17 protein-coding genes are annotated in these 17,759 nt (G+C 61.5%); 5 read left to right on the top strand and 12 right to left on the bottom strand.

What is annotated here, in order from left to right; genetic code table 11:
* Positions 1–158: 158 nt before the first annotated feature.
* From ACLBWT_RS11160 to ACLBWT_RS11130, 7 genes are all read right to left on the bottom strand, one after another.
* Positions 159–1,520 carry a lytic polysaccharide monooxygenase gene (locus ACLBWT_RS11160; protein ID WP_447663199.1) on the bottom strand — a complete coding sequence of 454 codons (1,362 nt, stop codon included), beginning with the start codon at positions 1,518–1,520 and terminating at the stop codon, positions 159–161.
* A 362-nt stretch (positions 1,521–1,882) separates the two neighbouring features.
* A complete protein-coding gene (locus tag ACLBWT_RS11155) occupies positions 1,883–2,389 on the bottom strand; it encodes a DinB family protein (protein WP_447663198.1) in 507 nt (168 codons plus the stop codon).
* Between the two features lie 109 nt (positions 2,390–2,498).
* A complete protein-coding gene (locus tag ACLBWT_RS11150) occupies positions 2,499–3,980 on the bottom strand; it encodes an alpha-amylase (RefSeq protein WP_447663197.1) in 1,482 nt (493 codons plus the stop codon).
* 214 nt (positions 3,981–4,194) lie between these two features.
* Positions 4,195–4,851, bottom strand: coding sequence for a TetR/AcrR family transcriptional regulator (locus ACLBWT_RS11145; protein WP_447663196.1), 657 nt, complete (start codon positions 4,849–4,851; stop codon positions 4,195–4,197).
* Between the two features lie 48 nt (positions 4,852–4,899).
* Complete coding sequence (locus ACLBWT_RS11140) at positions 4,900–5,946, bottom strand: ABC transporter permease (protein ID WP_447663195.1); 1,047 nt, start codon at positions 5,944–5,946, stop codon at positions 4,900–4,902.
* Complete coding sequence (locus ACLBWT_RS11135) at positions 5,943–6,680, bottom strand: ABC transporter ATP-binding protein (protein ID WP_447663194.1); 738 nt, start codon at positions 6,678–6,680, stop codon at positions 5,943–5,945. Before ACLBWT_RS11135 ends, ACLBWT_RS11140 begins: the two co-directional genes overlap by 4 nt.
* Positions 6,681–6,895: 215 nt before the next feature.
* Positions 6,896–7,426, bottom strand: coding sequence for a cupin domain-containing protein (locus tag ACLBWT_RS11130; protein WP_447663193.1), 531 nt, complete (start codon positions 7,424–7,426; stop codon positions 6,896–6,898).
* Between the two features lie 177 nt (positions 7,427–7,603).
* On the opposite strand from ACLBWT_RS11130, the gene ACLBWT_RS11125 reads away from it, so the two are divergent.
* Complete coding sequence (locus ACLBWT_RS11125; protein ID WP_447663192.1) at positions 7,604–9,073, top strand: GTPase; 1,470 nt, start codon at positions 7,604–7,606, stop codon at positions 9,071–9,073.
* 269 nt (positions 9,074–9,342) lie between these two features.
* On the opposite strand, the gene ACLBWT_RS11120 is transcribed toward ACLBWT_RS11125, so the two are convergent.
* Positions 9,343–9,513, bottom strand: a complete 171-nt coding sequence (locus tag ACLBWT_RS11120) for a DUF1540 domain-containing protein (RefSeq protein WP_447663191.1) — start codon at positions 9,511–9,513, stop codon at positions 9,343–9,345.
* A 192-nt stretch (positions 9,514–9,705) separates the two neighbouring features.
* Here ACLBWT_RS11120 and ACLBWT_RS11115 point away from each other — a divergent pair, with 192 nt between their 5' ends.
* Complete coding sequence (locus ACLBWT_RS11115) at positions 9,706–10,659, top strand: hypothetical protein (RefSeq protein WP_447663190.1); 954 nt, start codon at positions 9,706–9,708, stop codon at positions 10,657–10,659.
* A gap of 280 nt (positions 10,660–10,939) precedes the next feature.
* Positions 10,940–11,107 (top strand): hypothetical protein, encoded by a 168-nt coding sequence (locus ACLBWT_RS11110; protein ID WP_447663189.1) that lies wholly within the window; start codon positions 10,940–10,942, stop codon positions 11,105–11,107.
* A gap of 52 nt (positions 11,108–11,159) precedes the next feature.
* Here the strand turns inward: ACLBWT_RS11110 and ACLBWT_RS11105 are convergent, their stop codons facing one another.
* The 3 genes from ACLBWT_RS11105 to ACLBWT_RS11095 form a co-directional block, all read right to left on the bottom strand.
* Positions 11,160–11,528, bottom strand: a complete 369-nt coding sequence (locus ACLBWT_RS11105) for a hypothetical protein (RefSeq protein ID WP_447663188.1) — start codon at positions 11,526–11,528, stop codon at positions 11,160–11,162.
* Positions 11,529–11,677: 149 nt separating this feature from the next.
* Positions 11,678–13,279, bottom strand: coding sequence for a histidine kinase N-terminal 7TM domain-containing diguanylate cyclase (locus tag ACLBWT_RS11100; RefSeq protein ID WP_447663187.1), 1,602 nt, complete (start codon positions 13,277–13,279; stop codon positions 11,678–11,680).
* Between the two features lie 204 nt (positions 13,280–13,483).
* Positions 13,484–14,323: an alpha/beta fold hydrolase gene (locus ACLBWT_RS11095; protein WP_447663186.1), complete on the bottom strand. Its 840-nt coding sequence runs from the start codon at positions 14,321–14,323 to the stop codon at positions 13,484–13,486.
* A gap of 79 nt (positions 14,324–14,402) precedes the next feature.
* Here ACLBWT_RS11095 and ACLBWT_RS11090 point away from each other — a divergent pair, with 79 nt between their 5' ends.
* Both ACLBWT_RS11090 and ACLBWT_RS11085 read left to right on the top strand, forming a co-directional pair.
* Positions 14,403–14,618 (top strand): hypothetical protein, encoded by a 216-nt coding sequence (locus ACLBWT_RS11090; protein WP_447663185.1) that lies wholly within the window; start codon positions 14,403–14,405, stop codon positions 14,616–14,618.
* A gap of 121 nt (positions 14,619–14,739) precedes the next feature.
* Positions 14,740–17,226 carry a helicase C-terminal domain-containing protein gene (locus tag ACLBWT_RS11085; protein WP_447663418.1) on the top strand — a complete coding sequence of 829 codons (2,487 nt, stop codon included), beginning with the start codon at positions 14,740–14,742 and terminating at the stop codon, positions 17,224–17,226.
* 77 nt (positions 17,227–17,303) lie between these two features.
* On the opposite strand, the gene ACLBWT_RS11080 is transcribed toward ACLBWT_RS11085, so the two are convergent.
* Positions 17,304–17,747, bottom strand: a complete 444-nt coding sequence (locus ACLBWT_RS11080; RefSeq protein WP_447663184.1) for a GNAT family N-acetyltransferase — start codon at positions 17,745–17,747, stop codon at positions 17,304–17,306.
* Positions 17,748–17,759: the final 12 nt, after the last annotated feature.

Genomic DNA, 17,759 nt, shown 5'->3' with positions numbered 1-17,759 from the left:
AAGGGCCTCCTTGTGCCGCGCTTGCTGGTCTTTTACCTAGTTTAGCACTTCGAATACCTGTCTTGATATTCCTTTTCCGAATAGCTGGTTATAGGCCGAAGAGCCCCTGCCGGGGGCAGGGGCTCTTCGCTATTCTCCTTTTTGGATCGCAAGCCTCGTCAGGTTTGCAGCAGCCACAGGGCCGGCGTCGTTGGCGGCTCCCAGCCTGTCAGGGAGGTGTGGCTCTGGCGGCAGGAATAAGTCTTGCCGCCGTAAGTGACCAGATCGCCTACTTTATAAGCGACGCCGGCAGCCCAGGCTTGAGGGCCGGTTGGCGGCGTCGTGCCGTCGGAAGTCTTGCCGGCAACCGTCGCCGACGGGCTGACGTTGCCCGCAGCATCGATGGCCTGCACGCTCAGAGTGTAGGAGGTGCCGGCGCTGAGGCCGCTCACCTTGTATTCGAGCGTCGTTCCGGAGACGGTCGCGACAAGGGTGGAGCCGTTGTAGATGCGGTAGCCGGTGACGCCTACGTTATCCGTCGAAGCGCTCCACATGAGCGAGATGCTGGAGGCGTCGAAGGTGTGGATATGAAGGCCGCCAGGCACGGTCGGAGCCGTCGTATCCGGCGTGGAGCCCGTCGGCGTCGTGACGTTCAGGGCTGCGCTGGAAGCGCTGGTGTTGCCCGCGGCGTCAACGGCCTGGACCGTGAAGCTGTAGGCGGTGCCGGCCGTCAGGTCGGTTGCCGTGTAGGTCGTCGTGGAGCCGGACACGGTGGCCAGCAGCGTCGTGCCGCGATAGACTTTGTAGCCGGTAACGCCGACATTGTCGGAGGAGGAGTTCCAGGCGAGGCCTACGCTCGTGGAAGACACCGACGTGGAGCGCAGGTTGCCAGGGACAGATGGAGCTGTCGTGTCGACCGGCGTGCCGCCGTTCGTCAGGTTGACGTCGATGGCTTGGTAGAAGGCGTTGCCGGTGTCCGCGATTTCCCAGACGCCGAGGATCACGTAGTAGCCGCTGCGGTCGGTCGGCACGCTGCAAGTATGCGTGACGGTGGCCTCAGGCTGCTTGCCGGTATCCTTGATGTAGCAGAACTGCTCGAGATCCGCGCGGGCGATCGCCTTGTTCGGATCCCAGCCTTTTTTGGTGATGTAGTATTTCCATTCCGTCGTCGCATGGCGGGCCGTCAGCTTCCAGGTGAATGTGTTCGTACCGCCGCTCAGGTTGACTTTGCTCCAGCGCGTCGCGGATTGCGCATACATCTCGGGGAAGGCGCCTGCGCCCGTAATTTGGCCGTCGGCCGGACCGCCTGTCGGGAAGTTGCCTTTGGCCTCGAGGCTCTGCGGCTCGTACTGGATCGCGCCGCAGCCGGTGTTGACGCCGGTGCTGCACAGCTTGGAGCGGCTGGAGGGGGAATCGATATAGCCATGTGCGGAAGCGCTTCCAGCAAAGGCCTTGGCGCAGGCGAGGGCCAGCAGCATCAACGCGAAAGCGGCTGCCAGCTTCCAGATGAACATGCGGCTGTCATTCATTCGTACACTCATTAATCATTCCTCCTGTAAGATGGATAAATGAAGTTCCTTCTGTCTGATCCGTGGCGGGAACGGGGTTCCTCCGGGTCGGCGACAGGCCTCCTTTACGATGAAGTGGGAGACATTGGAAGCTCTCTTGCTACCACAATAAGGCATTTAACGTGAAAGCAATAGGGGGAAAATATTCATGGCAGGGGGTAAATAATGCTTTATCCAAACGAAGCGAAAGGCAGTTCCGCATTTGCGGCTCTTCCCGATGGCATGCGGATCCTTGCCCACGGCGGATGCCGAAGGAGCGCATGCGCGCAAAAAGACCGTATCCGCCCTAGGCGGGATACGGTCTGATCCGAACAAGCTTCGGCAAGGGATGCCGGTCAGCTCCCGCTCTTCAGGCCCGCGGCAACTTCCCGGATCTGATCCAGGTGGCGCGCTTCATGCAGCGGAATCAGCTCCACCCATTGCTTGGCGCTCATCGGTCCGAACGCAGGGTGGTCGAAGCCGTGGCTGTCCATGGCGTCGGTGCCGATGGACGGAGCCAGAGCTTCGAGCGTGCTCTGCCGCGCTCCATTCAGAGCCTCCAGCGCGTCGGCGAGCGTATGGAAGCGCCCGGAAGGCTCGGCCTGGCTTGTAGCCTGGAGCTTGCGGGAGCGGTCCTTGACGAGCTCCAGCGGGGCAGGGCGGAGATCGCCGCGTTCCGGGGCCAGCAGCGAGGCCTGGATGCCCTTGACGATGCGCGCCTCCAGCAGCGACAGGTGCTCGAGGATTTCTATGACGGACCAGCCGCCTCCTGCGGGCTTCTGCGTCAGCAGATCGACGGGTAGGGCATGGACCTCTTCCACAAGCTCCGAGCGGGTCATTTCCAGGGAGTCGATTACATTCATGGTCATAGCTCTCCTTTTTTGGGGACAGGCTGCATGCTCTGAGAACGCTGTTCCTGCTCTTTATTATTCTTTACCGGCGTGCCGGTCTGCAAATGATCTGCGGGGCGTCCTACTCGCCGCCCTCAGGCTCTACGTCGAACTCGGGAAGCGCCCATACGGAGACGCTGCCTCCATTCACCGGGAAATCGGCGAACCCGTCCTCGCCGATGACGACCCGCTCCGCGCGGGTGTTGGTGAGATCGACCCACACCTGGCCGGAGCGTTCCTCGCCGACGAACATCCGCTTGGAGCATTCCTCCTTGTTGCAGACCACGACCGCGCATCCGGAGCGCTCGAATTCCTGCACGCCCCTGCGCACCCATCCGATCACATTCGGATCGTCGAAGTAGTCGTCCTGATCGCCGTAAGCGCGATGATAGCGGGCGTACAGCAGCGGGTCGATGGCCATCTTCTTGCCTTCCACCGGAGCCTCTCCGCCGATGCCGTAATAATCCCCGTAGAAAACGACCGGATAGCCGTCCTTGCGGAGCAGGATGAGCGCATACGCACTCTGCTTGAACCAGTCGTCCACCCACGATTCCAGCGCTTCTCCCGGCTGGGTGTCATGGTTGTCGACGATCGTCACCGCCTCCAGAGGGCGTTCCTTGACGATGGATCCGTCGAAGATCGTGCGCAGGTCGAAGCCTTGTCCGGCCTGGGCCGCTTCCTTGAACCGGTAATGAAGGGGCGCGTCGAACAGGTCGACGCTGCTTTCCACCGCATCCAGATAAGCGAGGCAGTCCTCCGAAATGCTGTTCCAGAACTCGCCGACGATGTAGAACGGACCGTCCTGGTCCTCCTTGACGGCCTGGGCGAAATCACGGATGAACGTATGGTCGATATGCTTGATCGCATCCAGCCGGAAGCCGTCCACGCCGGTTTCCTTGACCAGCCATTTGCCCCACTTGATCATTTCTTCCCTGACCTCAGGGTTGTTGTAGTCGACGTTGGCGAACATCAGGTAGTCGTAGTTGCCGAACTGGTCGTCGACATTCTCGTTCCAGTCCTTGTTCTCGCCGAGGATGCGGTATACGCCGGTCTTGTCCCGCTTGGCGTCGAAGTCGGTTCCGTTGAAATGGTTGAAGTTCCAGGTGAAGTCCGAGTACTTGCCGCCGCGTCCGGGGAACGTGAATTTTGTCCATCCCTCGATGTTGTGGGCGTCGGAGATCTCCTCCTGGCGGTTGTCGCCTTCGACTTCGACCACCTTGAACTTCTCCTTCTCGTCCGCGCCGGCCTTATGGTTCATGACGAGATCCGCATAGACGGCGATGCCTTCCTGCTTGCAGGCCTGAATAGCTTCGAGCAGCTCCGCCTTCGTCCCGTATTTCGTGCGGACCGCGCCCTTCTGGTCGAATTCGCCCAGATCGTACAGGTCGTAGATGCTGTAGCCGTTGTCCTCCGGAGAGGAAGCTTTGGTGGCGGGAGGGATCCAGACGGCATCAATGCCGGCTGCCTTCAGCTCGGCGGACCGTTCCTTGAGCCGCTGCCAATGGCGGCCGTCGGCGGGTACATGCCATTCAAAAAACTGCATCATCGTGTGGTTGCGCTCCATCGTGCGGAAATCACCCTTCTGCTTGTCGTTTCCGCATCATTAACCTTCGGAGGCGGCCGGTTAATCAAGGCAGCGGAGGCGCGCCAAAAAAGCCCGCCCCAGGCGGGCGGGCACAATCAGTCGGAGGCCGGGCTGACGGGAATCTCGACCTCGATTCTCGATGACTTCCCGCTTGAGCTGCGCAACGCGGCTTCCTTCCCTCTGGATGGACTTGTCAGGGAGCGAGCCCCTTGGCCAGAAACGCGATCGTCGCTTCGAGCTCGGCCTGCTCGTCCCAGCCGCCGGCATTCCGGTCGGCGGCGACCAGATGGGCGAGGATATAGCCCATGATGCCGGAGGCGGTGAGCCGGAGAACGGTCAAGGGCGGCAGCGGAGCGAGGCTGCCCTCGTCCTGGAACTTCCGGATGACCGCCAGCAGCTGCGGCAGGACGAGCGGAATCAGCGTTTCCTTGGCCTGCTGCTGGAGATCGGGGTGGAAAGGCAGCTCCTGGAGCAGCACCTTGAACAGCCGTTTGTTCTGGGAAAGGAACTGCAGCCGGTTCGTGATCATGGCGCGGAGGAATTCCTCGTAGGTGCTGTAGCGGGTATGGAGCACGTCCTTGAATTCCCGCAGCAGGAAGGGGGCCAGCAGCTTGATGATCGCCGGCTTTACGATTGTCAGCAGCAGGTCCTTCTTCGTCTTGTAGTGGCGGAATATCGTTCCTTCGGCAACGCCTGCTCTGGAGGCGATCTCGCTCGTGGAGGACGAGGCATATCCTTTCTCGGCGAACAGATCCGCTGCAGCGGCGACGATGCGCGCCTGCTTGTCGGTCATTTTCCCTTCGCCTCCCTGCAGCAGCTCCTCCAGCCAAGGTTCTCTTCCATCGTTCATCATGCCAACTCCTTATGCCGTCCATCGTAACACAGCCGGCAGGCTCGTTTAAATGGAGCGCTGTTTCTTGAGCGCCAGCACATTGAGCAGGGCGAACAACAGGGAGAAGCCGAACAGCACGGTCAGATCAACCCATATGGAGGCGAATCCTTCTCCCCGCAGCATGACCCCTCTCAGCGCGTCGGCGCCGTAATAGAGCGGCATGACGAGGCTGATATGCCTCAGCCATTCATTCATGGCATCGAGGCTGAACAGGCCGGAGAAGAACACTTGCGGCACGATGACGAGGGGGATGAACTGAATGATCTGGAACTCGTTGCCCGCATAGGTGGAGAGGAGCGTGCCGAGAGTCAGAGCCGTCAGCGCCAGCAGCAGGTTTACGAGCATGAGCAGCCAGAAGGATCCCTCCATATACAGGCCGAGCACCGACGTGGAGTACCAGGCGATGAGGGCGGCTTGAAGCAGGGTGAACAAGCCGAATCCGCCCAGATAGCCGGCGACGACCTCCGATCTGCGGATCGGCGTGGCCAGCAGCCGCTCCAGCGTCCCGGTCGTCCGCTCTCGCAGGAATGAAACGCCGGCCAGCAGGAAGACGAAGAAAAACCCGAACAGGCCGACGAGCACGGGACCGAAGGAGTCGAAGGCGCTGAGGCCGGCGGAGCCGTGCAGATAGGCGACCTCCAGCTTGCCCTCCATGCCCCCGGATGCCGCAGGGTCTGGGGAAAGAGCCTGTTGAAGAAGCCCGAGCGACGCCTTCGATACGGCAGGATCGGTTCCCTCCAGCGTGACGCGCGGCGCGGCGCCTCCAAGTTGCAGCAGAGCGTCGATATCCCCATGCTCCAGAGCCGTCTGCCCGGCTTCGGAGTCGGCATAGTCACGGATAGTCGCACCGGCATGCTGAAGCTTTTGGGACACGTGCTCCTGGGCAGTTCCGGGGCCGGAGATCAGGCCGATGGAAGGGGCCGCGGAGGCGCCGCCGAAGACGAAGTGCATGAGCGTCAGCACGAGCAGCGGCGCCAGGAACAGCAGCGCGAGCGTGCGCTTGTCGCGCAGGAACTGGCGGATGATTCGGTAGGCGAGGGCGCGCGTCCTCATGCGGTGACACCTTCTCCCATGGCGATGAACGCCTGTTCGATGCTGGAGGCGCCGCTGCGTTCCATCAGCTCGCGCGGAGATCCGGAGGCGGTCAGCTCGCCGCTGCGGATGAAGGCGATGGTATCGCATTTCTCGGCTTCGTCCATGACGTGAGTCGTCATTAGAATCGTCGTGCCGCCGTCCCGCAGCTGCAGCAGCTCCCGCCAGATGGATTGGCGCAGCACGGGATCGATGCCGACCGTCGGCTCGTCGAGCAGCAGCAGCTCCGGCTCGTGCAGCAGCGAGATGGCCAGCGACAGCCGCCGCTTCATGCCTCCGGAGTAGGCTGCGACGCTCTTGTGGAGATGATCATCAAGCGCGACGAGCGCCATCACGGCGGCGATTCTTTCCTGCAATCGGCTTCCCCGGAGCCCGTAGAGCTTTCCGAAGAAGACCAGATTGTCTTTTGCGGTCAGATCGGCATAGAGAGCGTCCGACTGCGCCATATACCCGATGCGCTGCAGCACGGGCAAGGCAGGCATGCTCCGGCCGAGAACCGTTACTTCGCCTTCATCCGCCTTGTCGATGCCGGCCAGCAGCTTGACGAGCGTTGTCTTGCCGGAGCCGGATGGGCCAAGCAGTCCGGTCAGCCGGCCGCGAGGAATCTGCAGGCTGAGATTCCTCAACACTTCACGCTTGCCCAGACGGCGGGTGATCTGCCGGAGGTCGGCGGCTGGAAGCGTCGGATTTTCCATGGAAGCTTCATCTCCTTCGAAAATGAGTGATTACTCACTCCTATTCTAATCGAAAAGCGGAAAAATAGAAGACCTGACATCTGCTTCCATTCCATTGACCGATGCGCAATTTATGTACGTATGGCGGCGTACTTGACCGCTTTATGGCAGGGACCGGCTCCATCGCTGCTTCCGACCGCAGCCGGCTCGACCAGAGGCCGAGTCCGTCGTATGTTCTATCTGGCCCCTTGGTTGTTGTTCCACAGCGTAAGAAGCGGTCCTTCCTTTCCGTAAACGGGATCGGAGGCGGGCATCGGCACGAGCCGGATCTCCTCCAGCACGCGTGGACGCTCGCCGGGCTCGCCGGTGCGGATATTGTAATCGATGCCTCCGGGATAACCGCCGGAGATCAGGAAATCGGCGCTCGCCTGAAGCTTCTTGTGTCCGGTTCCGGCCGGCAGGACGAGCACGTCGCCTGCCTCCATCTCGACGATCTCTCCTTGCTCTCCTCCCAGCTGGAGCTTGGCGCTGCCGCGCGCGACGCCGAGCGCCTCATGGGCATTGCTGTGGTAGTGATGATAGGAAAAGACGCCGTTCGTCCAGGTATTTCCCCATCCGTTGGAGGCGAAGAGCAGCTCCATCCGTCCCGGCTCGGAGACGGCCGACGGATAGAAAAGGACGTGGAGGCTGGGATGGTTGGGAATGCTGCCGTCATCGTGGAAAGCAAATGTTCGGACGGAAGGGCGATGCTCGGGACCGAGTTTCATGGCGGACCTCCTTGTTTTTCAGGTTTATGAGGCTAACATACCCGCGGCGCGGTGCCGGCAACCGTTTCTTCCGCCGCATGGCGGCTTCGCGAGATTCACGACGGGCATTATCGAGGTAAGAGAAGAGATAAACTTCATGACGGTCGAATACGGGGAGAGCCGAAGGGAGAACTGGGAATGGAAGAGCGGGTATATGGACAGGACGAGGGACGGGAATTGCCGGAAGCGGATCGCGTTCGAAAAATGGCCGAGGAGGCCATGCAAGGCGAGGCGGATGTCATGATCGAAGCGGGACGTGCGGCCGCGGCCGGATTGCCTGCCGGAGAAGCCGCGCCTTCCTCCGAAGCATCCGGCGCTCCCGTCTCCGCACCGCTGACGGAAGAGAGCGCATCGTATGCGGAGGCGTTCTCGGATGGCTCCGCGGACGGAGCAAGCGCGGCGGCGCCCCCGGGAGGGGATGCCGCGGGCGCCTATGCCGCCGCTGCCGAGCTGGATCAGGTCTCTAACCAGCAGAGCGCCGGCGCTCTGCTGGTCCACCCGGCGGAAGGAGGCTCCATGTCCGCGCTTGCAGCGGATAATTCCCGCTCGGACTCCAGTCTGCTCTCGCCTCCTCTCGAGGAACGCTTGAATGAGCTTCTGCCCGTAGCTTCCAGCTGGGAAGTGGAATGGAGACGAGCCGCGGAGGCGCAATACGAGCAGCATATGGCCGAGATCGGCAGGGAGCTCGACCAGGATATTCTGATCGCGCTCGTCGGCGACGTGAACGCGGGCAAATCCTCGACCCTCAACCGCATCGTCGGCGAAACGGTGGCGGGAGTCGGGGCGGAGCCTGGAGAGACGGCCGATATCCGCCCGTACTTGTTCAAGGAGCGGATCTTCTTCGTCGATACGCCCGGCCTGAACGACGTACGGGTGGAGAACTCGCAGCAGACGATGGATTACTACCGCCAGGCAGACATCATCCTGTTCTTCCTGAATGCAGCCGGAACGGTGTATTCGGAGGCGGAGAAGCGCTCCTTCGAGGCGATTCGGGACACGAATCCGAATATTCTGATCGTGCTCAACAAGATCGATGCGGCGGACGAGGTCGACCGCATCACAGCAAGGGTGAAGCAGGAGACCGGAGGCAAGTACGATGTCGTCCCCGTCTCCTCCCGCACCGGCGAGAATATCGAAGCGCTGAGGGCCGCCATTCTGGAGCTGCTCCGAAAAAAGTCCAAGGATCTGCTGTTCGCGAAAAATCTCAAGGAGAAATCGGCGGCGGCTAACAAGTGGATCCTGGGAGCGGCAGCCTCCGCTTCGGCCATCGGCGCGGCTCCGATTCCCGGAGCGGATATCGTGCCGATCACGGCCGTGCAGATCGGACTGCTTACGCGGCTGGCCGTCTTGTACGGCAAGCCGATCAGCAAGGAGACGGCTCGCGAGCTCGTCGTCGCCACTGTGGTCGGCAATATCGGCAAAAGCGTATTCAGGCAAGTGCTGAAGCTGTTTCCCGGAGCAGGGTCAGTAGCCGGAGCTTCGGTGGCCGGTGCGATGACGCTGGCGCTCGGCTACGCGGTCAAGTATGCCTACGAGAACAATATGGATATCAATACCGCTACGATCGGCAAGCTGTACGGCATGTTCCGCAAGCAAGCGAAGGGGTAAGACGGCTGCGGAGATCGGGGCCTGGAAGTCGAAGCCCAGGCTTTGAACCTGCTCCTCTACCGGCTGTATGGATATGCAGGATGACGTTCAAATAATTTCCACGACAAAAAGGCGCCTATGCGCCTTTTTGTCGTTTGCAGGCCAACGGGCCCTCGACCGTCGCCGGCTCGACCTGCACCGTTGCAGCAACGGCGGCGCAGCTCATTCCAGCAGCCGACAGTTGTGTGAATGCCAGTACCGCCGCTTCGGTCGATCGGAGAAAAAGGAAATCAGGCGGTAGCTTCCTGCTGTCTGGGCTCGAACGTGCGGCAGCCCGCGTCCTCAGCCTTGCGGTCCGCCCGCTCGCTGGCTAACGCCACTGTGATCGCTGCCGCCGTGCAGACGTTGTTGAGAGACCAGTTCTTGCAGCTGCTGACCTCGCATGATACTTCGCATGCCATTGCATTCACCTCCGTCTCGATGCTGCTGGATACCTGTCCCTAATAGGGTATGCGGGCTGCCGAACCGGCATGACTGGCATGGATGCGGAGCGGACTTTGATTCTCGTGCAACCTTCCCGTGTATATACCGTCTGAAAGGGTGAGCAGGGTGCGCACCTGAAGCAAGAGAGCTGAACGATAGGGAGGAAAGACATGATGAACAAGACTTGGAAACGAACCGCAGGCTCTATTTTGGCTTTGACGATGGCTCTCTCCGGAGGCAGCTCTGTATTTGCCCTCGAAGGCCAGCCGGCACCCGCTGCAGGCGAGGCGGCCATAACCTCCGTTCCCGCTGATGCGGCAGCGATCAAGAAGATGTACAACGAATATATCAGGCTGGCATCCAGCTCCAAGACGCTGAGCCAGGCCGTTGCCTATTTGAACAAACATATCGGAGAAGCCGATAAATGGACGGCATCCATGATGGTGCTTCGTCTGGAGAATGCGCAGACTGCCGGGCTGGAATCCCTGCAGAACCGCATCGCCGCGAGTTCCATCCAGAAAGCGGTCAACGCCGCTTGGCGCAAGGGAAGCAGCGGCTCTATCGATTCGCTGGTCAAATACGCGGCTGACGAGAAGACGAAGAAGCTGCTCGGCGAAGCCGGCAGCCAAGGCTACCGCATCTCCACGGCGGAAGGGATGTACTTCCCCGAAATCGACTATGTGTCCTATGAAGCCTACAAGTCCCATGTCGGGGCTGATATCGCCGCTTATATCGCGATGATGTCCCTCGAGACGTCGGAGCCGACGCTTAGAGATGCGGCGATCATGATCGGATGGGGAGAGCTGCTGCAGCGCAACCTGGCCCAGGAGAAATTCCTGCGCAGCTATCCGTCCTCGAACCGCAAGGCCAAGGTGGAGTCCATGTACCTCCAGACCAAGTGGAACGTCTTTTATGGCAGCAACAATACGCTTTTGTTCGATTACGAGAGCAAAGCCATCGATGCCAAGGCGGTTGAAGCCTACAAGAAAGCCGTGGCGGACGGAGATGTCTCCAAGAGCCCGCTGCTGCTCAAGCTGTCCAACTTCCTCAAGGTCTCTGACCGCAATGGCGGCAAGCTGACCGATGAGCTGAGTCTCTGGAGAAGCAAGCAAATTCCGATTTAGTGCGACTGAATCCTCCCTGAAGCAATCGACAGCCGGCCGGATTTTCCAGGCCGGCTTTGTTTTATGGCGGCGCCTCGGCCCCATGTCCAGGCTCGCGGCAAGCGATGCCGCCGCCCCGTCCAGCCGTGAGTCCTTTTGCGTCGATGATTCAGGTATGGACTGCTATCGCTTGGGAAGGCTCTATTAACAGTGAGGCAGGGAAGGCGTTTCTAAACCCGGGAAACCGTTGAAGGAAGAACATGAGAACATGAGGCTTATTATACGAGAAAGGGATGAGGACATGGAATCATTCGCGGAGAAGGACAAGTCGGTGCGCGATGAAGTCGAGAGCGAGGAGGCCGAAGTCGGCAAGGGAGGCGCCGAAGTGCCGAGCAAGACGGTCGAGCAGCAGGACGATCCCGAGCCGGAAGGCGGCAAGGCAAGCGGCCAATCCGGGCTGAACGCCTAGAACGACAGCAAAAGGGTATCCGGCCGGCTGCGGCTGGATACCCTTTTTTATACTACCCTTTCAAGCTGCTCCTGCCTGGCTGCCGGCTCTCTTCCGCTGCGCTCTCACGGAGGCGGGCGGCAAGGCGCGAGCGTTCCTTGCGGAGCTTCCAGGCTGCTTCCCATAGCCGGGCGCGAATCTCGTCGTTCTCCGCTTCCTTCAGGCGGCCGTAAAGGCCTTCCAGCCTGCGGTTGATTTCCTCGAATTCGCTCCACAGCTGCGAACGGGCCTGATCCCGGAGCAGCTGCTCGTAGAAGCTTTCTTTGTCCTGCAGCTGCTGCAGCAGCTCGCGCCGCCATGGATCGTCGCCGATCCGTACGGCGTAATTGTACAGATCCAGCTGGTCATCCATCCACTGAGCATACTTTTGCGCATTCGTCATCGGCGTCTCTCCTGTTCTCCAACCCATTTATACCGACTATTATACTCGGTTATAAAGGAAGCGCAACCCTTCCTCCGCTGTTGGGCAAGCGCGGAGGAGCGCTTGCCAGCCGCTGCCAGAAGAGAGATTCGGCTTCGGGACAGAGGATTTCATGAAGACGGTGCGGAGATGACGCGGTTCCTTCCCTGCTCTTTGGCTGCATAAAGGGCCTGGTCGGCGGAGCGGAACAACGCTCGGCAGGCATCCTGCACGGGCAGTGCCGCGCTGCCGAAGCCGGCGACGCCGAAGCTGGCGACGCCGAAGCTCGCCCGGATGCCGAGAGGCCGTCCGTCCGGGTCGAGGGCAGGAGTATTCTCCAGCGCCATGCGGATGGATTCCGCCAGCTGTTCGGCCGTGAAGCTGTCGATGCCGGACAGCAGCAGCACGAATTCTTCGCCGCCGTAGCGCGCGAACAGGTCGCCTGGACCGAGCAGAGCGCTGCACACGGAGACGGCGTGCAGCAAGGCGGAATCGCCGGCTTCATGGCCGAGCGAGTCGTTGATGCCTTTGAAGTGGTCGATGTCGAACAGGATCATCGAGACGGGGAGTCCGTCGTCGGAGCAGCGGACAAGCGCTTCCTCCGCTTCGCGCATGAAGGCGCCGCGGTTGAGAATTCCCGTCAGCGGGTCGTGGGAGGCCAGCCGCTTGAGCTCCTCCTGCATGCTTCGCCTCTCCGTGATGTCGCTCAGCACGAGCAGGCAGCCGCCGGCATGTCCCCCGCCTCTTGAGATGGGAGCCGCGTAGACCTCGCACCAGCGAGGCTCTTCGCCCGGCAGCGCAGGGCTTGCGAACGAATAGGGCTTGCCCGGCTGCTCCCAGGCGCTGCGGAGGGCTGCGGCGGCTCCGTCCGGAAGCTCGAGGCTGCTCAGGCTCTGTCCCAGGGCGGAGCGTGCCAGCGCGGGCAGCAGAACGCGGGCGGAACGGTTGCTGTCGAGCAGGCGCCAGGAAGCGTCCAGCACGAGCACGCCTTCTCCCATGCTCTCCATGACGTTTTCCCGCGCGACGGGAAGCAAGGCCATCTTGTCCGTGGACAGGAAGGCATAGACGAACAGAAGGCTCGTGAAGCAGAGCACGACCGGCACGGGATCGACTCCGTTCGGACTGAAGCCCAGCAAGTAGAGGAGCGAGGCTGCAATCGGAAGCAGGATGCCCGCGAACAAAGCGATCAGCTGGCGGCGGTAAGAATCGTTCCCGGGACGGATCAGCGCCTGGAACACGAGGGAGAGAGCCGCGAAAAGGATGCCGGAGGTGTAGCAGCCATGGACCACGTACCATTCGCCCATCGTGAAATCCATCGTCGGCGTGGACAGGCCCCTTTGGAAGTAGATGTCATGGTAGAAGAGATGGTGATTGCTGTTGGTCAGAACAAGGAGAAAGGTGATGGAGGGTATGACGAACAGAAGCCAGCGTCCCCAAGCGGGGATCAGGTCGGCCTTGCCGAGAAAGTGGAGCGCGAGCAGCAAGGTGAGTACCGCGGAGAAAGGCATCCCGGCATACTGGACGGTCGTCCAGAGCATCATGCCGTCAAGAGTCTCGGACGTCTTCTCCAATGCGGCTCCGAACGTATAGAGGGAATTGGCCAGCGCCATCAGGATGAAGACGCGCTTGCCCGAGAACAAAGCCCTGCCCATCAGGGCATAGAGGGCGACAAAAACGTTCATGACGCCGGCCAGAGCCGTCAGAACGATATAGGTAGAGGTAAAGGCTGTCACGTCATACATCCCGTTCCAGTGGAATCTAGTTTCCTCAGCGTAGCACAGCCGCAGGCTCGATGGAACAGCGAATGTGACGATAAGCCGCAATATTTATGGAAAAGGAAGGAAAACAGCCCCGAAAAGGGGCTTTTGATCTCCAAGAGCGTCTGGATTCGTCTTCCTGCCCGATAGCCGGGAAGGGAAAGGAGAGGAGCGCCACGGCTAGAGCGCGCGTCCCGCCGCTGCCGTTCCGCTGCCGGCTCTCAGCAGATCCAGCAAAGACTCGTTGAACAAGGCCGGCTCATCGTAGAGCATCGCATGGCCGCTTTCCTCGAAGCGGATCATGGTGGAGCCGTGGATGCGCGCCTTGGTCTCCTCGGCCAGCTCGAACGGGCAGATCTCGTCCTTGACTCCCTGGAAGATCGTCGTCGGCACGCTGATGTTTGAAAGATCATGCCGCAGGTCTTCGTCGCGGAGCGATTCCATGGCCCGTATCGTGCCATGCGCGGTCGCTTCCAGGCAAAGCATCATCATATAGGCCTCGAATGGAGGCGAGGGCTTCTTGTGCGTGAACTTGGCGCCGAGGTCGCTGATCATGGCCGGGCGGTCGCGGTAAGTGTTGTCGATCATCTCGTCGACCATCTCCGGCGGCGTGCCGTAAGGGAAACTCTCGGATTGCGTGAAGCGCGGCGCGGCGGCGCCCGCCAGAATGAGGCGCTCCACGCCATGCTGCCGGTGGCGGCTCATGTACCGTACGGCAATCGCTCCGCCCATCGAGAAGCCGAGCAGGGTGAACGACGCGAGGCCGAGCTTGTCCACGACGGCCCTCACGTCATCCGCCATGCGGTCATAATCATAGCCTTCCCATGGGGAGTCGGATTTGCCGAAGCCGCGGAAATCGATGCCGATGTAGCGGTAGCCGTTTTTCGGGAGAAGCACGGATTGGGTCTCGAACATGCGCTGGCTGGCCTGCCAGCCGTGCAGGAACACGACCGGATGTCCTTGGCCGAGATCCTCGACGTACAAGCGGACGTTCGGCTCCGCTTCGATATAGATTCCCATTGATAAAAACCTCCTTGAGATCTTGTGTTTTAGTCGGGCTGTATCTTGCAGGGTCGGGAAGGATGCGAAGTGAGCTTGCATGTCCCCTTCTTACCCGGCATGGCGCATGGCGACGCGCCGGCTCCGGTTCCCGGCCGGAGATCGAGTCCGCCTGAACGGTGGAGGCAATTCCGGAGCGGGCGTCGATCCGGGACTGGCCGGCGGGATCGTGCAGGGTGCCGATTCGTGCTACAATGGAGGAACGAGTGTTCGCAGAAGAAGACGGAGAGGGGACGGCGCGGATGGAACGGCTTGAAGCGGAGGAAAGCGGAGCGGAGCAAGTCCGCGGAACGGATGCAGGCGGACCGAAGCAGGCTGCGGAAGCGCCGGCAGACCCGAAAGCTGCAGATGCGGCAGAGACGCCGGAAGCGGCAGAAATGCCGGAAGCGCTGGGGAAACCGGAAGAGGCACAAACCGCGCCGGCGGTTCGAATCGCGGTGAGGGCGCTGGCCGAATATGCATGCCGCAGCGGCAGCATCGAGGCCGGCTTCCGCAGCCTGACGTCCTTGACGGAAGGGACCCGGATCCACAAAGAGGTTCAGGCCGAATATGGAGAAGGCAGCGAGCGCGAGGTGTTTTTGCGCATGGAGATGGCCCTGGGCGGCGTGGATTGGACCGTGGAGGGACGCTGCGACGGCTTGCTCGCCGAAGAAGGCGGTCCCGTCATCGACGAGATCAAGTCTACCTCCGGGAGGCTGGAGGATCTGGGAGAGGAAGGCCACCGGGTCCACTGGATGCAAGCCAGGGGCTACGCTTATATCTATGCCGTTCAGCAAGGCCTGGAACGGATGGACGTTCAGCTCACCTACGTGCAGGTCGACTCGGGAGCGGTATCCCGGATCCGGCGGAGTTTCGCGCTGGACGAGCTGCGGGAGGGAATGGTCTGGATGCTGGAGCAGTACGCTCCTTTCGCCCGGATGCTGCGCCGGCATCGTCTGGAACGGAATGCCAGCCTGGAGCGGCTGGAGTTCCCGTTCCGAGGCTTCCGTCCCGGTCAGCGCAAGCTGTCCGCCGCCGTATACAAGACGCTGGAGGATAAGGGAGGGCTTTTCGCCAAAGCCCCTACCGGCATCGGCAAGACGATGTCGGTGCTCTGGCCCGCTGTGCGCGCCCTCGGAACGGGTGCGGCTTCACGGCTGTTCTATCTGACGGCGCGTACGACGACGCGGGCTGCAGCCGAGGATGCGGTCCGCCGCATGGAAGAGCAAGGATTGAAGCTCCATGCCGTCACGCTGACGGCAAAGGAGAAGATCTGCCTGCAGGAGACCGTCAGCTGCCGCAAGGAAGACTGCCCGTTCGCGGACGGATACTACGACCGGATCAACGGCGCGATGCTGGATTTGATGGAGCATGAGACGCTGATGACGCGCGAGGCCATCGAGCGGTACGCGCTCAAGCACCGGGTGTGCCCGTTCGAATTTTCCCTTGAGGCGGCCTATGCCTCCGATGCCGTCATCTGCGACTACAACTACATCTATGATCCCAAGGTATCGCTGAAGCGGTTTTTGGCCGAGCAGGCCAAGGGAACCGCGCTGCTCGTCGACGAGGCCCATAATCTGCCCGACCGCGCCCGCTCCATGTACAGCGCGGAGCTGGATAAGGCGCCTTTCCTGGCGCTTCAGCGGGCTTACAAGGGCTTGTCCGCCGGACTGTCCGCCGCTGCCAAGGGCGTCAACGCAGCGTTCATCGCTCTGCGCAAGGAAGCGGAGGCTGGAGCTGCCGCGGGCGGCGGAGGGCTGCGTCCGGCAGGTCCGGGCGCCTATGTATCGGAAGCTCCTCCGCAGCAGCTGCTGGAATCGGTCCATGCGTTCATCGCGCAGGCGGAGCCGCATTTGGCGGCAGGCGGGGATGAGAGCGGAGCGGAGAACGCGGCGATGCTGCTCGAAGCCTACTGGGCAGCCAAAGCGTTCGCAGCTGCCGGGGAGTGGATGGACGAGCGGTTCGTTGCGATGGCCGAGCTGGCAAGGGGCGGCGTGAAGGCGAGAATCATGTGCCTCGATCCATCCCATCTGCTTCAGCAGACGGGCAAGGCTTACGGAGGACGCGTGTTTTTCTCCGCGACTCTGTCGCCGCTGCCCTTCTATATGGATCAGCTCGGCGCCATGGAGGAAGACCGTTCCTTGACGCTGCCGTCCCCGTTCGGACGGGAGCAGCTTGAGGTCCGCCTCGTGCCGCTGTCCACGCGTTATGCCGACCGGGGCGCCACGCTCCAGCCGCTCGCCCGCCTGCTGCTTGACGCCGTACGGGAGAAGGGAGGCAACTGGCTCGCCTTCTTTCCCTCCTATGCTTATATGAACGCCGTATACGGACAGCTTCTGCTGGAATTGAATTCCGGCAGCTCCGACGCGCTGCATGCATCAGAAGAGGTTGCCGATGCCGGAGAGCCTGCGGAAGAAATGCTGTTCCCTGCGCATGCGGGGAACCAAGGCGAGAAACGGGGCTTGCGGCTGCGCCTTCAGAGGCCCGACATGGACGAGGAGGCGAGGGACCGCTTCCTCGCCGCTTACCAGCCTCCGGAGCCCGGGAGCGATGCCCTGCTCGGCATGGCTGTCATGGGCGGCATCTTCTCCGAGGGCGTGGATCTCGCCGGCGAGAGGCTGGAGGGTGTCGCGGTCATCGGAGTCGGGCTTCCCCAGCTCGGCCCCGAACGCGATCTGCTTGCCGCCTACGAGAAGAAGCAAGGACGGAGCGGCTTCGACTACGCCTATGTCTATCCCGGCATCAGCAAGGTGCTGCAGGCCGGCGGGCGCCTCATCCGCTCCGAGAGCGACACCGGCGTCCTGCTGCTCGTGGACGACCGCTATCTCCAGCCCCGCTACCAGCGGCTGCTGCCGGAAGAATGGCGAAGCGAAGGGGCGGACTAAGAAAAGGGACGAGGCGGAGCAAGCCGGTGATCAAGGCTGGTTTTCTATCCACGGAGAAGAAGCCTGATTTCTCTTTTCTACGACCCCGCCAGTTCCAGCGAATGGCTGTTGCGGCCCCCCTCGGGGCTCTCCTTGAATCCAAGGGAACGGTACAGACTTGCCGCCGGCTCGTGTTCCGTGTACAAGGTCAGCTTGTCGTAGTTCTTATGCGCTGCCGCAATGAGGGCCGACATGAGCTGCTTCGCGACTCCGTTCCTGCGGTATTCAGGACGCACATACACCCGCCTTACCCTGCCTATCCGGCCGCATTCCGCATACGGATCCCGATTCAAGCCGCCAATGCCGATGATCGACGTGCCTTCCCATGCGGCAAGCAGCATTTCCCCCGGCTCCGCGAACCGGTTGGCGCCGTTCAAGTAGTCATTCGCGAGCCTTTCCATATGGCGGTGGCCTTCTTTCTTGGCCAGCCTCGCCAGCTCCAGCAGCTCCGGATGGAATTCCGTCAGTTCTCCGATGCGCATGGAATCACTCCC

This window comes from Paenibacillus sp. D51F (assembly GCF_053345695.1).
This window is presented reverse-complemented; position numbering and strand designations above follow the sequence as displayed.

Bases quoted from the DNA above. Each gene is read 5' to 3' on its own strand.
- ACLBWT_RS11160 (WP_447663199.1), bottom strand. From the start codon at position 1,520: ATGAGTGTACGAATGAATGACAGCCGCATGTTCATCTGGAAGCTGGCA.
- ACLBWT_RS11155 (WP_447663198.1), bottom strand. From the start codon at position 2,389: ATGAATGTAATCGACTCCCTGGAAATGACCCGCTCGGAGCTTGTGGAA.
- ACLBWT_RS11150 (WP_447663197.1), bottom strand. From the start codon at position 3,980: ATGGAGCGCAACCACACGATGATGCAGTTTTTTGAATGGCATGTACCC.
- ACLBWT_RS11145 (WP_447663196.1), bottom strand. From the start codon at position 4,851: ATGAACGATGGAAGAGAACCTTGGCTGGAGGAGCTGCTGCAGGGAGGC.
- ACLBWT_RS11140 (WP_447663195.1), bottom strand. From the start codon at position 5,946: ATGAGGACGCGCGCCCTCGCCTACCGAATCATCCGCCAGTTCCTGCGC.
- ACLBWT_RS11135 (WP_447663194.1), bottom strand. From the start codon at position 6,680: ATGGAAAATCCGACGCTTCCAGCCGCCGACCTCCGGCAGATCACCCGC.
- ACLBWT_RS11130 (WP_447663193.1), bottom strand. From the start codon at position 7,426: ATGAAACTCGGTCCCGAGCATCGCCCTTCCGTCCGAACATTTGCTTTC.
- ACLBWT_RS11125 (WP_447663192.1), top strand. From the start codon at position 7,604: ATGGAAGAGCGGGTATATGGACAGGACGAGGGACGGGAATTGCCGGAA.
- ACLBWT_RS11120 (WP_447663191.1), bottom strand. From the start codon at position 9,513: ATGGCATGCGAAGTATCATGCGAGGTCAGCAGCTGCAAGAACTGGTCT.
- ACLBWT_RS11115 (WP_447663190.1), top strand. From the start codon at position 9,706: ATGATGAACAAGACTTGGAAACGAACCGCAGGCTCTATTTTGGCTTTG.
- ACLBWT_RS11110 (WP_447663189.1), top strand. From the start codon at position 10,940: ATGGAATCATTCGCGGAGAAGGACAAGTCGGTGCGCGATGAAGTCGAG.
- ACLBWT_RS11105 (WP_447663188.1), bottom strand. From the start codon at position 11,528: ATGACGAATGCGCAAAAGTATGCTCAGTGGATGGATGACCAGCTGGAT.
- ACLBWT_RS11095 (WP_447663186.1), bottom strand. From the start codon at position 14,323: ATGGGAATCTATATCGAAGCGGAGCCGAACGTCCGCTTGTACGTCGAG.
- ACLBWT_RS11090 (WP_447663185.1), top strand. From the start codon at position 14,403: ATGTCCCCTTCTTACCCGGCATGGCGCATGGCGACGCGCCGGCTCCGG.
- ACLBWT_RS11085 (WP_447663418.1), top strand. From the start codon at position 14,740: ATGCCGGAAGCGCTGGGGAAACCGGAAGAGGCACAAACCGCGCCGGCG.
- ACLBWT_RS11080 (WP_447663184.1), bottom strand. From the start codon at position 17,747: ATGCGCATCGGAGAACTGACGGAATTCCATCCGGAGCTGCTGGAGCTG.